Annotated in this window: 15 protein-coding genes, 1 tRNA gene and 2 pseudogenes; 9 read left to right on the forward strand and 9 right to left on the reverse strand. The window is 59.7% G+C overall.

Annotated elements, in window-relative coordinates:
* Positions 1-153 precede the first annotated feature (153 nt).
* The 4 genes and pseudogenes from C476_RS10040 (at position 154) to C476_RS10045 (ending at position 3419) form a co-directional block, all read left to right on the forward strand.
* Positions 154-228 (forward strand) — tRNA-Met (locus C476_RS10040).
* A 1255-nt stretch (positions 229-1483) separates the two neighbouring features.
* Positions 1484-1633: a rubrerythrin-like domain-containing protein gene (locus C476_RS18365; protein ID WP_008012476.1), complete on the forward strand. Its 150-nt coding sequence runs from the start codon at positions 1484-1486 to the stop codon at positions 1631-1633.
* A gap of 38 nt (positions 1634-1671) precedes the next feature.
* Positions 1672-2148 (forward strand): annotated as a pseudogene (locus tag C476_RS19370) (Glu/Leu/Phe/Val dehydrogenase dimerization domain-containing protein); the annotation flags it as partial.
* Between the two features lie 719 nt (positions 2149-2867).
* Positions 2868-3419 (forward strand): hypothetical protein, encoded by a 552-nt coding sequence (locus C476_RS10045; RefSeq protein ID WP_049911712.1) that lies wholly within the window; start codon positions 2868-2870, stop codon positions 3417-3419.
* A 124-nt stretch (positions 3420-3543) separates the two neighbouring features.
* On the opposite strand, the gene C476_RS10050 is transcribed toward C476_RS10045, so the two are convergent.
* The 5 genes and pseudogenes from C476_RS10050 to C476_RS10070 form a co-directional block, all read right to left on the reverse strand.
* Positions 3544-3912, reverse strand: a complete 369-nt coding sequence (locus C476_RS10050) for a rhodanese-like domain-containing protein (protein ID WP_049911713.1) — start codon at positions 3910-3912, stop codon at positions 3544-3546.
* Between the two features lie 39 nt (positions 3913-3951).
* Positions 3952-5469 carry a methyl-accepting chemotaxis protein gene (locus C476_RS10055; protein ID WP_008012480.1) on the reverse strand — a complete coding sequence of 506 codons (1518 nt, stop codon included), beginning with the start codon at positions 5467-5469 and terminating at the stop codon, positions 3952-3954.
* A gap of 334 nt (positions 5470-5803) precedes the next feature.
* A complete protein-coding gene (locus C476_RS10060) occupies positions 5804-6049 on the reverse strand; it encodes a DUF7861 family protein (RefSeq protein ID WP_008012482.1) in 246 nt (81 codons plus the stop codon).
* A 96-nt stretch (positions 6050-6145) separates the two neighbouring features.
* A complete protein-coding gene (locus tag C476_RS10065) occupies positions 6146-7093 on the reverse strand; it encodes an isocitrate lyase/PEP mutase family protein (protein ID WP_008012484.1) in 948 nt (315 codons plus the stop codon).
* Between the two features lie 63 nt (positions 7094-7156).
* Positions 7157-7375 (reverse strand): annotated as a pseudogene (locus tag C476_RS10070) (isochorismatase family protein); the annotation flags it as partial.
* Positions 7376-7554: 179 nt separating this feature from the next.
* Here C476_RS10070 and C476_RS10075 point away from each other — a divergent pair.
* The 4 genes from C476_RS10075 (at position 7555) to C476_RS10090 (ending at position 11251) form a co-directional block, all read left to right on the forward strand.
* Positions 7555-10254 carry a PAS domain-containing sensor histidine kinase gene (locus C476_RS10075; protein WP_008012486.1) on the forward strand — a complete coding sequence of 900 codons (2700 nt, stop codon included), beginning with the start codon at positions 7555-7557 and terminating at the stop codon, positions 10252-10254.
* The gene (locus C476_RS10080) at positions 10251-10562 is read left to right on the forward strand and encodes a hypothetical protein (RefSeq protein ID WP_008012487.1); all 312 of its coding nucleotides are present in this window, start codon (positions 10251-10253) and stop codon (positions 10560-10562) included. The genes C476_RS10075 and C476_RS10080 overlap by 4 nt, the downstream gene beginning before the upstream one ends.
* A 72-nt stretch (positions 10563-10634) precedes the next feature.
* The gene (locus C476_RS10085) at positions 10635-10814 is read left to right on the forward strand and encodes a protein translocase SEC61 complex subunit gamma (protein ID WP_008012488.1); all 180 of its coding nucleotides are present in this window, start codon (positions 10635-10637) and stop codon (positions 10812-10814) included.
* Positions 10814-11251, forward strand: coding sequence for a transcription elongation factor Spt5 (locus C476_RS10090; protein ID WP_008012489.1), 438 nt, complete (start codon positions 10814-10816; stop codon positions 11249-11251). Before C476_RS10085 ends, C476_RS10090 begins: the two co-directional genes overlap by 1 nt.
* Before the next feature lie 269 nt (positions 11252-11520).
* On the opposite strand, the gene C476_RS10095 is transcribed toward C476_RS10090, so the two are convergent.
* Positions 11521-11808, reverse strand: a complete 288-nt coding sequence (locus tag C476_RS10095; protein WP_008012491.1) for a DUF7565 family protein — start codon at positions 11806-11808, stop codon at positions 11521-11523.
* 202 nt (positions 11809-12010) lie between these two features.
* On the opposite strand from C476_RS10095, the gene C476_RS10100 reads away from it, so the two are divergent.
* The gene (locus C476_RS10100; RefSeq protein WP_049911729.1) at positions 12011-12763 is read left to right on the forward strand and encodes a PHP-associated domain-containing protein; all 753 of its coding nucleotides are present in this window, start codon (positions 12011-12013) and stop codon (positions 12761-12763) included.
* Here the strand turns inward: C476_RS10100 and C476_RS10105 are convergent.
* The 3 genes from C476_RS10105 to C476_RS10115 are packed head-to-tail and all read right to left on the reverse strand — an operon-like array spanning position 12757 to position 15396.
* Positions 12757-13203 carry a Mut7-C RNAse domain-containing protein gene (locus C476_RS10105; RefSeq protein ID WP_008012495.1) on the reverse strand — a complete coding sequence of 149 codons (447 nt, stop codon included), beginning with the start codon at positions 13201-13203 and terminating at the stop codon, positions 12757-12759. The two genes, C476_RS10100 and C476_RS10105, sit on opposite strands and share 7 nt — an antisense overlap.
* A 4-nt stretch (positions 13204-13207) precedes the next feature.
* Complete coding sequence (polX, locus tag C476_RS10110) at positions 13208-14959, reverse strand: DNA polymerase/3'-5' exonuclease PolX (RefSeq protein WP_008012497.1); 1752 nt, start codon at positions 14957-14959, stop codon at positions 13208-13210.
* Positions 14956-15396: a DUF5788 family protein gene (locus C476_RS10115; RefSeq protein WP_008012498.1), complete on the reverse strand. Its 441-nt coding sequence runs from the start codon at positions 15394-15396 to the stop codon at positions 14956-14958. Before C476_RS10115 ends, polX begins: the two co-directional genes overlap by 4 nt.
* Positions 15397-15466 lie beyond the last annotated feature (70 nt).

Here is a 15466-nt window from a genome sequence, read left to right on the forward strand (position 1 = left end):
ACTACGACTAGTAGTTCACTCTTCTCCAGTTTCACAGATAGAGGATAAGATTGAGATTGAATCCGGCCAGACGATTCGACAAATGCACCGGAATATTCCAGAGACAGCACCCAGATAGCAATCCTTAATGATGGTCGGCAGAAACGGTTAGATAGCGGGATGGGATAGCCAGGAGATTCCGGCGGGCTCATAACCCGCAGATCAGTAGTTCAAATCTACTTCCCGCTATTTCTTGACTTTGAGTAAACTTCTACGCGACTTGATCGGTAAGTTTCACAGTCATCGGATCAGTCGTATGGATCCAGTTGATGCAGCAGTCTCTACTTAGATCTTGACAGCATGGTCGGTGAACGCTCACTCCTCGCCGGTGAGTTGATACTCTGATTGCCGTCTTTTAGGTAGGCCCATGACTTCGCGGTCAGTTCACGCGCTGAACCATGTCCGGTTTCTCGAGGCTCCAGTTGAGTGCAGTGTCTCGAGTTGCTACGGATAATTTCATTATCGTCTTCGGCCCAACTGAGAGCGCATAAAACAGACTTCGGAGGCTGACGTTTTGCCGGCAGATAATCTCGAGGTGCGTTTTCAGGCGAGCGGCCAGTGACGGATCGCTTGCCCTTCGGACTGAAGATTCAAATACCACGCTCGACAGCTCACTACTGGCAGAAAGGGCGGAAGCCAACAACTGATATTTGACGAAGAGTAATATTACGGCTTCAGTTGTGGAACGCCCGTCACGCCTATTTGTTTGTATCACCCGGTAGCCGTAATCAGTACGACTGGTTATTGGGTCGATAGAAATATACACGGGCGAAAACCCCAATTTGGACGCGAACGGGAGCACGTTTCTACGGCCCTTCGGCCTGGGTATCTCCAGTTCACGAACCTCGCTTACGCGAGATCCGTTACTGAGCCTTCTCACTCGGCCACCATGGTGGTCAAGTTATGGGCCGTGTTGGTCTCCTTGGAGGCGTTCACCTTGTTTCCGTGTTACCGGAGCCTTGGTTATACCTCTAACGCGACTTTTCTTGCCCTGTATGGACATTCGAGTCGAGTCGTCCGGTGAATCCTCGTGGCTTCGCCCGGCATTTCATGGTATGGCGCCCCATGGCATAAGTCTTTGTAAGTACAAGATGGCTACTATGTTCAGACGAATCCATACGTTCGGTCTCACATCTCGTAGTATCCGACGAGAGGATAACTGACTCCGATCCACCAGTGCGCTGCTGCGGTTGGACGTCCACGACCGCGAGAACGTCTGCTTATAGCGCTATCGCACGGAAGATAACCCAGAGAAAGTGACGTGATTCCATGCAGAATACACGAGGTCGCTGCTGACCGGGATGAGTTTCAGTTGTTCGACCTCAACTGATCGTCCCTGATGCTTGAACATCAGTCGGTCGAAGCCACCTATAACGCCATTATATGTGTTTATAGTACATTAATTCCTAATATTTATACGACTGTCGAACGACCAGTAGCATGTATGTACGACATCAAGGGTGGTTCCGATACTGCATCGACATACGAGTGTCTGATTTGTGGTGAGATTATCACCTCCGATACCCGAGCCGAGAAATGCGCTCGTTGTGGGAGTACGAACACCTTCCAAAATCGGGCTCTATCGCTCGAATAACCGCTATCCCCTCAAACGTAAGGGATGTCATCCAATACATCCCCAACGACAGTCGAAAGTACGGTTTCTCAGCCAGACGACGATCGGAAGCCACGTCAGCAGTTGCAACGGCTCGACGATACCTCGAGCACGCTGCAACGCACCTCGATATCGATTCGAACAGTATTGAACGCCTCAAACACCCGGCAGCCATCCACGAGGTAACGGTCCCGGCTGAACGCGATGATAGCACGGTCGGCGTATTCACTGACTATCGCGCGTGCCACGACAGCGTTTGTGGTCCATACAAGGGAGGGTTACGCTATCATCCGAGAATCACTCACAAGGAGTGTATCGACCTCTCGATATGGATAACGTTGAAGTGTGCGGTGAGAGATTCGCCGTTCGACGGCGCAAAAGGCGGTATCGTCGCCGACCCGAAAGAGCTGAGCCCGTCCAAAAAAGAGCGTCTTACCAGGCTATTCACGGACGAAATCCCGGACACGATCGGGCTGAACAAAGACAACCCTGAACCATTGGTGTTGTTTACCGAAGCTCTCCTACGTCGAGTAGTTCCAAGATATCAATCGGCGGTCGTGGTCGCTCGAGGAAGGACAGGACGAACTCGACAAAGAAATGCTGTCCACATGGAATGACGTTCGGTGCAAGGTCGAAACGAGAGATGTGACGTGACGAGGTGCGGCATACATCGTAGCACTCTCGCAGTTGGTTGACGCCCAGCTGATCGGGGTCTCTGGCCGTAATTACAGAGATGCAAAGAAAATCGCTGATCCGGCAGGGGGAGGATGAATCGGACACGCCATTATATAGTCTACTGTCGATTACATGGACAGCTAGCTAGCGGTCGGGTTACAGGATCTCCGATCGACGACGAAAACGAATCGTATCAGCAGCGGCGTAATAGTGCGTGATAGTACGATACCGTACGAACACGCCCGGTAACTCTCTTTTGAATGGCGGGTCGTTTCGGACAGGAAGCCTGATACGGTCTGCGACCACTGTGTACCGGCGCACCCGAATGACGGGTCGCGGGTGCGCCGGTACAGACTGGAAGGTGTCGGTATGAATGGACGCGAACAGTCACTCGGGAGTACGGATCGGAGAAACAGTAGCTCGAGTGGGAGAAACAGTAGCCCGAGTATTTATTGGGGCGGCTGGATTGGTCACGATACCCTACGAGGCAACGCGCTACCGGATCTCCGACCTCGTAGGTGACGATACCATCCAGAGAACCATGTCATACCAACAGCCGCCGCAACAGCAAATAGAACAGCCAACTCAACAGCGAACCCGACGCCAGCGGACTCCACACCAGACCAGGCGGCAGCATCACCAGCAGCAACCGCAGCAACAGACTGGACAACAGTACCAACAGCAGCCCCAGTCGTTCGATCAGGCCGTTCCGCAGCAGGTCTCACAGGCAATCCACCAACTCGAGGAACTCGAATCGGACGCCGAGTGGGCACACGGACAGGCGATGAAAGCCGGTGATCGGTTCACATCCGGGATGCTGGCTGACCTCACCCAGATTATTCACCTGCAGAAGACCCTTCTCCTGCGGCAATCCGACTTCGCACAGACGTTCGGCCAGTGTACTCAGCAAGCACTCCAGCAGAGTACCCAGCAACTCCAGCAGTCCGAGGCTCCGGGTGTCCAACAGGTGATCCAGCAAGCCCAGCAGGTCACTCAGACGATCCAACAGGCGAGCCAGCAGGTCACACAGCAGGACCGGTCACAGCAGATTGGCCAACCGCCGTCACCACAAGGCGGTGGCCAGCCCTTCTAAGAACTGGGTACCCGACACGCCCTTGCAATCCTTGCGAGGGAATTTCATCTCTATCTCTTGACGGTCGTCTCGAGCGCCGCCGTGTCGAAAGCGCCACCGGATCCACCAACCGGAGAGACGGTACCTACCGGAGTTTCCAGAGTAACGAGCGCAGTTTGTACCCGAGCGAACCGTTCTGATAGCCAGTCCACCCGCTCATTCCACCCAACAGCGTCGCTGCATCGTACCCCTCGTCGACGAGTAGACTCGTTGCTCGTTTGGCAACCATACCCATCTTACACACGACGACGACGTCTCGCTCGCGTGGGATTTCTCCGAGTCGATCGCGAAGTGCTGACTCGTCGCCTTGGCGCAACTCCTGATAGACCGGGACGTTATGACTGCCCTCGATCGCGTTCGTCTGATAGTCCGTCCGTGGACGAATATCGAGGATAAACGGTTCGTCTCCCGACTCGAGGCGGGTTGCCAGTTCGGCTGGACGGATGCGACTCATCATTGCTATATTGTGCTGGAAATACAAAACCGTGGTGGTTCAGGCGTCGGTCGGTACGGCGCTGGTAGCTGCTGCGTCGGTTTCGAAATAGCGGAGTGCTCGCGAGAGGCGTGCCGCTTGGTTGCTGAGCTGTTCAGCACTCGTCGAAACCTCGGTCAGGGCCGTAGTCTGTTCTTCGGCTGCAGCGGCGACGCTTTCAGTACCTGTGCTCGTCGATTCGGAGATCGCTGCGACGTCGTCGACCATCGCGACGACCTCCTGGGTCGAGGCCGCCTGCGCTTCGCTGGCTGCCGAAATCTCTTGTATCCCAACGTTGGTCTCCTCGGCGAGGTCGGTGATCGAAGCGAGCGCGGCGACGGCTTCCTGGACCTGCTCGCTGGCGTCTTTGATACCGGCGTTCGTGCGCTCGACTTCGGCAGTGGACGCCTCGGTCCGATCGCGGATCGCCTCGAGGCGGGCCTCGGCCTTCTCGGCTGCCTCTGCGGCGTCTTCGGAGAGCGTTTTGACTTCCGTCGCGACGGCTGAGAACCCGTCGTCGCCGCTGGCACTCGTCGCGCGGGAGACCTCGATGTTCGCGTTCAGCGCTAGCATGTTGGTCTGGTGTGCGATCTCAGAGATCGTGTTGATCAGCTCGTCGATCTGTTGAACCTCGTCCTCGAGACGGTGCATCTCGGCGACGGCGTCGGCGGCCTCGGCTTCGATCTCGTCCATGGCACTGATCGCCGCCTGAGCTGCTTCTTTCCCCTCCTGCCCGGTGTCAACGGTTCGTTCGGCGATCTCGGCGACCTCGTTCGAGGAGACGGCGATCTCCTCGGTCGTCGTCGACAGCGAGTCGAGTTCTGTCGTGACCGAACGGAGGTACTCGTGTTGTTGGTCGGCACCGTCGGCGATTTCCTGGATCGACGTAGAGACCTGCTCGGAGGCCGAGTGGACTTCTTCGGCACTGGACGTCACTGATTCGGATGCGGCGGCAACGTCCTGTGCGAACGCCATGAGGTCCTCGGTGGTCGACTCGAGTTTGGCGAGCATGTCGTTGAACTCGCGTGCGATCTCGGCCATCGCTTCGTTCTCGCTGTCGGGGTCCAGCCGCTGTGTCAGATCGCCGGCCGCACACGCCTGCATGACGGTTGCGTACTCGTCGGCTTGCTGCTCTAAGTGCTGGTTGAGCTGGTCCGTTTCTTCGCGAAGCGTGACTGCCTCCTGGCGCGCTTGTTCGACCTCTTTGATTTTCGTCTGGAGGGACTCGTTTTTATCCTGAAGGTCGTTGACCGTCAGCAGTCCCACGTTGACCACGAACAGGACGAACACAGCGCCAAACAGGAAGACGAACCCTGTCAGCAGCTGGAAGCGGAGTTCCTGACCGCTGAACGCGATCCACAGGGCGGCGACATAGCCCAGCAGGAAAAATACCATCAGCGCGAGGAGCCCCCGCCACCGTCGTCGGTAGCTTTCTTCGTTTAGTCGCAGGAACAGCCGCCGGGCATACAGAATCGAGCCGAACATCACGAGTGTCCCAGCGGCGATCAGCCCGAGTACGATCATCGATACTGCGGCCATCAGCACCCACCTGTGACTGTGCTGTTCGCGTGGCTGAACTGCCGGTTCCAGGTCGCCGAATCCGAGGTTCTACGTGGTTTTCGCGTCATCGGTCTCTGAAGTGGTTCGCTTCGAAAGAACGAATGCGTCTCATCGTTGGCTTCGATCGCTGTCCTGTCTGGAAACCGGAACTGCGTGTCTCGCAGGCTGTCCGTTTCGAAGCCATCGCTTTCTTTCGAATATAGTGACATTCGTCCGGCGAAACTATTTAATGGTAACGCAACCTTCTTGTGTCTCTCGACTCTGGCACGAAATTCACTGAACCGGTACGTAGCCGACAGTATACTTTCGGCTGTTATCCGCCGTATTTCCGATACCAGACTCGAGCCCCAACGGGCGACTCACCAGCGTCGAGATCCAGTCGACGCACGACCAACTCCCGGATCGCAGTCGTGACGACGAGTTCGATCGTGTCGCCCGCATCGGTCTGCACCTCGAAGACGCAGTGTCCGTCCCGATCGCTAATCCGTTCGATCGTTCCGATGGACCACCGCTCGATGTCGTGAGCCGGTTTCCTGGCGTGGATTCGGTCGTGGGTCACGTCCGAAGGGAAGCCAGTCAGGCAATTGAAGATAGCGCCTCCGCAGGTGTCGTTCGAGTCGCTGCCACGGAAATCTCGTTCGCCGCAAGCGCCCGGCTATTCAGAGGCGAGGTCGTCCCCGAGTGAATCCTCGTATTTGTCTTGTGCCTCGTCGGGGAGATACTGACGCTCCCACTCGACGACCTCGGGAAAGCCCGAAAACTCGTGGAGGCTCCCGACGGGCTGGGAATTGAACGCGTCGTCAATGTCTCGCATCGCCGCCACGGGGTCGTCCGCGAAGGCACTAAGATCCGCGTAGACGTTCGCGATCGTCGACAGCGTCGACGTAATGGGGAACAACACGATGTCGAAGCCCCACTCCTCGAGCGACGCGAGGTCGACGTACGGCGAGGAGCCGAGATCGCCGACGAAATTATACACGATCGGCCCGTCGACTTCTCGGCCGATACGCTCGAGTTCCGCCTCGTCGGTCGGTCCTTCAACGAACGCGACGTCGGCACCGGCCGCGAGGAAATCGTTGGCGCGGCCGATCGCCTCGTCGAGCGAGCCGTCACCTGTGCCGCGGGCGTCGGTGCGGGCGATGAGGACGAAGTCCTCGGCGCGATCGTCCCGAACGTCGGCCGCGGCTTCGATCTTGCCGACTGCGTCCTCCCGTGGGATGACCTGTCGCCCTTTCGTGTGGCCACAGCGTTTCGGGAACGTCTGGTCTTCGATGTGGATCGCGCCGACGCCGGCTTTGATGTACTCGCGAACCGTCCGGATGACGGTCGTGGCGTTGCCGTAGCCGTTGTCGGAATCGGCGATCAGCGGCACATCGATTCGCTCCTGGATGTTGCCAGCGTTTTCGATCATCTCCGGCATCGTGATGAAGCCGGCGTCGGGATAGCCGGTCTTCGACAGCGACGTTCCATAGCCGGTCATGTAGATGGCGTCAAAGCCGATGGAATCAGCGACGGCGGCGGTAAGCGGGTCGTGGACGCCGGGACAGACCAGGAGGTCGTCGCGCTCGAGAGACGTGCGGAGCGTGGCACCGGAGTCGGTCATGGCCGATCACACGGTAGTCGTGGCGAAGTCGGTGTCGATGCCGGTCGTCTCGCGTTGGTGTGATTATACATTCTCGGAGCGGTGGTCGAGGACGGTCTCGGTTGTGACAACATCGCCGTATTTCGCGTCGATGTCGAAGCGGTTCGCTCGGTGCGGTCCCTCGGCGCGGTCACCGACCGCGTCGGCGGCGACGATGGTTCGGTAGCCGTGCTGGAGGCTATCGACAGCCGTTGCACGGATACAGCCACTCGTTGTGACGCCGGCGAGCACAAGCGTATCCACACCATGGTATAGCGTAGCATTCTACAGTCCACGGTGGGAGAAGAAGGGCTCCCCCAACAGCTGTTGGTCAGTATATCATGTACACGGACGACCATCGCTGTCGCGTGAGCCGTCCCGTGTCGGCGATTCGACTGCTGCTCGAGTGAGGTCCACCATACATGTAAACCGGCTCGCATCCAATGACGCTTATGTGTGACGTGGCCCGCGTCTCGAACGAGCTCTTTCGAAACGAGGGGGACGATTCCGACTCGCTTCGGCGCTGTCGCACGCTCGTCAACGCCATCGACGACGGGATTTTCCAACTGAACGCCGAGGGTCGATTCGTCGCCATCAACGACGCCGTCGTGTCGCTGACGGGCTCTCCGCGCGCGGACCTCCTCGGCGAGCACGTCTCGACCGTCATCGAGGGACCGGACGCAAAGCGCCTCGAGGAGGCGATCCGGACACGTCTCGAGCACGACACCGATCCCGATACGGCGTTCAATCTGGTCGTTGAGAGCGCTGCTGGCGACCGCGTCCTCTGTGAGCTTCGGTTCAGCCTGCTCATAGACGACGGCGACCTCGAGGGGACGGTCGGCGTCGTTCAGGCGGTCGAAGACCACGACCGGACGAACGAACAACTGCCGTCGACTTGGAAGACGTACGACTCGATCGCGTCCGTTATCAACGAAGCCAATGTCGGCGTGTTCGTCCTCGACAACGACTTCGATATCGTGTGGGCAGATGAAACGGTCGAGGAGTACTTCGGCCTCGTGCGAGCCGAGATTATCGGTCAGGACAAGGCGACGCTGATTCAAGAGACGATCCGAGACCGTCTTGCCGATTCTGAGTCGTTCGCAGAGACAGTGCTAGCCACCTACGAGGATAATACCTACGTCGAACAGTTCGAGTGTCGAGTGACGACCGGTACGGATCGTGAGGGTCGCTGGCTCGAACACCGCAGCAAACCGATCGAGTCCGGACCATATGCCGGTGGGCGTATCGAACTGTACTACGATATTACCGACCGGAAAGAAGCACAGCGAGCCAGAGAGGAGAGCGAACAGCGATTTCAATCGCTCGTTGACGCCGTCGATGAGTACGCGATCTTCATGCTCGATCCTGATGGATACGTCAGGAGCTGGAACAAAGGGGCCGAGCGGATCAAAGGCTACAGCGCATCGGAGATCATCGGTGAGCACTTTTCGACGTTCTACACCGCGGACGATCGGGAAGATGGCGTCCCGGAACGCAATTTGGCGCGCGCACATGAGATGGGGACGTTCGAAGACGAAAGCTGGCGCGTCCGATCGGACGGGTCGCGGTTCTGGGCAAACGTGACGATAACGGCTATTTACGACGAAGGCGAGTTGCAGGGCTACGCGAAGATCACCCGTGATATGACCGACCGCCGAGAACAGGAGCAGCGACTGCGCCGTGAGTACGAACTCAGCGAGCGCATTCTCGAGACGAGCCCCGTCGGAATCGCAGTCGTCAATCCGGATGGATCGGCTGCCAGAGCGAACGAACGGATGGGAGAACTGCTCGATCTCCCGGACGACAGGCCAGCCTATACCACCGCTCAACGAGACATGTACGACGAGAACGGCGACCTCCTCCCGATCGACCACCGGCCCGTTTCCCGCGTCTTCGAAACGGGAGACGCCGTGATCGATCGGGAGATCCGTCTGGATCGACCGGACGGACCACAGTGGCTCTCGATCAACGCCAGACCGATCACCAACGAGCACGGCGAGATCGAGCAAGTCGTCGAGACGGCAACCGACATTACCGATCTCAAAGAGCTGGCTCGACGGCGCAAACGGGAACTCGAGGAACGAGAGAAAAAACTGGCCGCTGTCAGACTCGCGACGGACTTACTCGAGACCGACGAGCAACCGACAACTGACTTGCTACAGGAGTTCGTGACCAACCTCTCGCAGTTCTTCCACTATCCGGAACGAACCGCCGCGCGCGTCTCGGTCGGCGACGACGAAGTGACCACGGACACATACGAACCGCTCGAGCGGCGGATCACCGCGTCCAGCAGCACTGTCAACGGCACACCGATCACGATCGATGTCGTCCTCCACGACGATCCCAGTCTCACGGCCGACGGGACGGCCAACTTCTCCGACGAGGAACGCGAACTGCTCGAGACGCTCGCGACGCTGCTAAAGTTGCACTTCGACCGCCGCGAGTACATCGACGAGTTGCAGGCATCGAACGAGCGCTTAGAGCAGTTCGCCTACGCCGCCTCGCACGATTTGCAGGAACCACTTCGAATGATCTCTAGCTACGTACAACTCATCGAGAGCCGCTATGCCGATGTCCTCGATGAGGACGGCAAGGAGTTTCTCGCGTACGCCATCGACGGGGCCGATCGCATGCGCGAGATGATCGATGGCCTGCTCGAGTACTCACGCGTCGAAACCCGCGGCGATCCCTTCAAACCGGTCGACCTCGACGTGGTGCTGTCGGATGTCCGCGCGGATCTGCAGTTTTCGATCGAAGAACACGACGCCGAGATCACGGCCGAGTCGTTGCCGACCGTGATGGGCGACGCCAGCCAGCTCCGGCAGGTGTTCCAAAACCTGCTCGAGAACGCCCTCGAGTACAGCGGTGACGAACCACCACGGGTCCAGATCGACGCCGAGCGGACGGGAGACGAGTGGACGATCGCGGTCAGCGATTCGGGGATCGGCATCGATGTCGACGACAACGAGCGGGTCTTCGAGGTGTTCCAGCGACTCCACACACGTGAGGAATACACCGGAACTGGGATCGGACTCGCGCTCTGTCGGCGGATCGTCGAGCGCCACGACGGTGAGATCTGGGTCAACTCCGAGCCCGGTGAGGGCGCGACGTTTTCGTTTACGTTGCCAGCCACGGATTCGTGACCACCCCACCCGTACTCGTCGTCGAGGCACGTGACGTGTTCGGCGTGGTCGGCGGCCTCGCGTTTCGATTGGAAGGTATCCGTGAGGGGACCGGCCCGGTGGATGACGGTGACGAACCCGTTTTGGATCTCCTCGATCTCGATTGGGATCGGTTGGGGGACGTCGGCTGTGAGCCGCCGAAAGAGACATCCTCGGTGTTAAATGAAGTAAACTGTCGCGGTGAACATCGCTGTCTGCAGTGGGAAGAACACCCACAGTCAAAAACTACGCCCGGTGTAACTGCCGGACGCTGGTCAGGACCGGCGTGACCTGACCGACGACGCTCACAGTCAAACGACACGAAAGACAGATAAAAGACCCCACGCTGTAAATAGACAAATATGGACGTTCCGTACGACCTCACCTCGTACGTTCGGGTGTTGAAAATGGCGACGACGCCCACTAGCGAGGAGTTCCTTCAGGTATCGAAAATCGCCGGTGCAGGCATCTTGCTGGTCGGTCTCGTCGGGTTCCTCATCGGCGCAGTCATGGTACTGCTGACCAGCGGTGGTGGCATCTAATGGGCATCTTCGCTGTCAAAACGACGGCGAGCCAAGAGCGCACCGTCGCGGACATGATTATCAACCGCGAGGAGCCCGAAATCCACGCCGCGCTCGCGCCCGACTCGTTGACCTCCTACGTGATGGTCGAAGCCGACGGCGACGCGGTTCTCAATCGCGTCCTCGAGGATATCCCTCACGCCCGGAGCATCGTCCCCGGCGAATCGGACATCTCCGAGGTTGAACACTTCCTCTCGCCCAAACCGGACGTCGAAGGGATCGCCGAGGGCGACATCGTCGAACTCATCGCTGGCCCGTTCAAAGGCGAGAAGGCACAGGTCCAGCGCATCGACGAAGGCAAAGATCAGGTGACGGTCGAACTGTACGAGGCGACGGTTCCGATTCCGGTGACGGTGCGTGGCGACCAGATTCGCGTCCTCGATTCCGACGAGCGATAGCGAGTCGGTTCGCTCGCCCGAGCGGAGCGAGGGGCGAGGACGTTTTGTACTATATTTTGCGAGGAGCGGTGACCGAACGGAGTGAGGGAACCCGACGACGTAAAATATAGCCGTGTGACGGTGCGTGGCGACCAGATTCGCGTCCTCGATTCCGACGAGCGCTAGACGAGAGCACTGCTTTCGTTGTGTCGGCGACACGTCCTGCCTCGAGCGCGACTCGCTCGCTGTGCTCCACGGAGACACAACAGGACAGCGCTGCGACTCGACAATTAGCGTTTCAGTTCCGTCGCGATCGCTTGCATATCCACGACTGCGTCGATCTCCTCGAGTAACGCCTCGCGTTTACGGACCGCTTCGGAACTGGCACCGTAGGTGCGGACGTATTCGGCGCGGCTGTGTTCGGTAAACACGTGGCGGATCGCGAGATAGCCGTCCGGCACGATGGTACCACAGACCTGACACTCGCAACGCTGATGGGTGGTCGCCTGATGGACGACGGCAGACTCGGCATCGTCGAACACTGCGCCACAGCCGTCGATTCCGCATTCCCAGGCCATTCGATACTCTCACTCGCACGGCCGTCCTAATGATCCTTTCGCAGCGAAAGCCATCGGCCAGAAGGAACGTACTCGAGACGGATCCAGCCGCCAACGTCGACATCGGTCGAGACACTGCGGACGGCAGTCTGTCGCCTTCCGCCACCGCTAAATCAGAATTCATAACTCGATTGTACCAGAAGTAACCGTCGTGACCGACGGAGTGACGTTCCGAGTAGACTGTCACGTGAAGGTGCTCAACGACCGCGTGGTCGAGCGAGCCAAACGGGCTGGCCTCGACGCACTCGTCTATGCACCGCACTTCACCCGCCTCCCGGAGATTCGCGAGCGCGCTGCGGCCTACTCCGACGATGAGCTGCTGGTCGTTCCCGCCCGTGAGGTGTTTACCGGCACCTGGCGCAACCGCAAACACATCCTCGCAGTCGGTCTCGAGGATCCGATTCCGGATTTCATCCCGCTCGAAACGGCGATGGCCGAATTCGAGCGCCAAGACGCTGCAGTGCTCGTCCCACACCCGACGTTCGCAAACGTCAGCCTCGAACAGTCCGATCTCGGAACGTACGCGGAGACGATCGACGCCCTCGAGATTTTCAATCCGAAACACTTCCCGGTACATAATCGCCGCGCACGGAACCTCGGAGAGGCGTTTTCGTGTCCGCCGATTACCTCCTCGTATGCCCACCTCTCGCGAACCGTTGGCGTCGCCCACACCGCTTTCGACACGCCAATCGAGAGCGAAGGCGACCTCGTGGCAGCGCTGGCGGATGGAGTCGCACGCCGCGTCGTCTACGAAAACGGCCTCAATCGGTGGGCGACGACGGCGACGGAACTCGGCCATCTGGTCTACGAGAACACGTGGAAAAAGGTCGATCGGCTGTTTCTGTCGGGTACCGAACCGACCCATCCAGAGCACATCGCCTACGACGGGCGATTCGACGACGTAGCCGTCTACTGAATCCTCGAAAGCGTCTCTGCGACGCGATCCCAGTGACTCCCGCGCCAGAAGTACTGTCCACAGTCGCGACAGACCCAGACGTCGCCCTCGATCGAATCGGGGACATACTCGGGCATCGACGCCGTCGGATCGACCCGCTCGAGCGGGCCGTTACACCGTCCACAGAACGCGGGTTCGTCGGCCAGCGAGAGGTCGACACCCGCTGCAGCGAGTTCCCCGAGTTGATCCTCGACATCGCGGGACTCGAGAAGGATCGAATCCGTCGCCCGGTTCGCGAGCGTCACGTCCCGCGTGATGAGCGTCCGTCCTTCGTTTTGGGCGACGGCGAGGAGGTCGTCGTCGGCCTCGAGATCTCGATCGGCGGCGTAGACGGTGTCGTGGTTGCACATCCGCAGGTAGGAGACGATCCCACCGCACATGACGTCGACGAGCGAGCGCATGGCGTCAGTGGAGGAACTCGCGGAGCTCCGTGAGGTCCCAGGTGTTGATCACGTCGGTCGGTTCGGCCCAGCCGCGGCGTGCGGTGTGGACGCCCCAGCGCATGTACTCGAGGGTCGCGGGCTGGTGGGAGTCGGTGTCGATCGCGATTTTCGCGCCTTCCTCGAGGGCGGCCTGCACGGCGCTTCCCCAGAGATCCAGTCGACGAGGGTCGCTGTTGACCTCGAGTGCAGTGCCGTGCTCGGCGGCGGCCCGCCCGACCGCTGTGACGTCGTAGTCGAGCCCCGAGCGCTGATTGAGCAGGCGGCCACTGGGATGGCCCACAATATCGATCGCCGGGTTCTCGACGGCGTGGACGAGCCGCTCCGTGGCCGTCTCTGCGTCCTGATCGAGCGCACTGTGCGTCGAGGCGACGATCACGTCCAGCGTGTCGATCACCTCGTCGGAGAGGTCGATCTCGCCGTCAGCGTCGACGTTCGCTTCGATCCCTGCGAAGACTTCGATCTCGGCCTCGTCGCCGACCGCGCGAATTTCCTCGACTTGCTCGAGAATCTCGGCATCCGAGAGGCCCATACCGCCGACGATGCCGGGGCCCTCGGCGTGGTCGGCAATCCCGAAGTAGTCGTAGCCCAACTCGGCGGCGGCCTCGACCATGGCCGCGATCGTGGTGTTGCCGTCTGACCACTCGGTGTGGGTGTGGAAATCGCCACGGATGTCCTCACGAGTGATGAGCTCCGGTAGCTCACCGTTTTCGGCGGCGGCGATCTCACCGCGGTTTTCCCGCAATTCTGGCGGAATCCATGGCAACCCGAGCGCGTCGTACATGCTTTCTTCCGTCTCGCCGGCGACGCGTTCGCCGACGCGCTGCCCGCTGTCGGGGTCGTCGATCTCATTGACATCGAACGCGCCGTACTCGTTCAACTTCATCCCGCGATCGATCGCGTAGTTGCGCAGGCTGACGTTGTGATCCTTGCTCCCCGTAAAATACTGCAGCGCAGAACCGAACTCCTCGGGGACGACGACGCGAAGATCCACTCGAATCTCGCCGACGCGGACGCTTGCCTTCTCTGGACCTGACTCGATCTCATCGTCGACCGACTCCCACGCGACGAACTGGTCGATGACGTCCTCGCGCGCGTCAGTTGCCACGAGTGCATCGACGTCGCCGATCGTCGCACGCCACCGGCGGATCGAGCCGGCTACTTCACACCGCTCGACGGCGTCGATCGACTCGAGGAAGGCGAGCACGTCGTCGGCAAGCGGTCGTGCCTCGCCGAGCAACTGGCGCTGGCCGACGGTGCGGGCGAATTCCAGATTGTCGAGGATGTTCTGTTCGGTTTTCGGGCCGAAGCCTTTGACCTCCTGAACCTCGCCGGCCTCGGCGGCTGCCTCGAGGTCGTCTAACGTTTCGATCCCGAGTTCGCGATAGAGTTTGCCAGCCGTCTTGGGACCGACGCCCTCGATCCGGGTGATGTCGGCCATGTCGATCGGCAACTCGGCACGAAGCTCCTCGAGTTCCTCGATCGACCCGGTTTCGACGTACTCGACGATCTTCGAGGCGATCGCGTCGCCGACGCCTTCGATGCTCTCGACGGCCTCGCGATCGCCGGCGTCGACGCGGTCGGCGATCGGTGACGGATAGGCGCGGACGTTTTCCGCTGCCCGGCGATACGCGCGTGGTTTGTATTCGACGCCGTCAGCCTCGAGCAAGTCGGCGAACTCCTCGAAGCGGGCGGCGAGTTCGGCGTTGGTCGTCATCGACCCCTCCGTGCGCTGGCATCGTCGTCTTGACCGAGTGCCTTCTTCAAGAACGACATCCAGCGCTTTCGATCCTGCGCGTGCTGGAGCTTCTGCTCACGTTCGAGATCGGTCGGCCCCAGACTCTCGAGGGCGTTCAGCGCTCGATCGATGCCGATGATGCTCTTGGCGAGTTCCTCGCCTTTCTCGCGGGTGATGTCGCCCTCCTCGATCTGCTCTAAGCGCTCGAGGCGCTCACGACGCAGGTTCTTTTTTGCCTGCTCGACGCGTTCGCGCTCGCCTGGGGGAACCGTCTCACGGCGCTTGATCTCGAAGACGAACGTCCGGAGGTCGATTTCTTCCCCCTGAACCGTGATCGTCTCCGGGATGTCCGCGCCGACAGTTGCGCCCTCGCGCTCGACACGCTCGAGCAGTTGCTTTCGCTCGTACTCTTGCACGACCGAATGTGGGCGACGGGGAGGCAAAAATGTACAGCCCACGGCGCATATGGTGTTCAGATACGCTGAT

It is taken from the genome of Natrinema limicola JCM 13563, assembly GCF_000337475.1.
Taxonomy (GTDB): domain Archaea; phylum Halobacteriota; class Halobacteria; order Halobacteriales; family Natrialbaceae; genus Natrinema; species Natrinema limicola.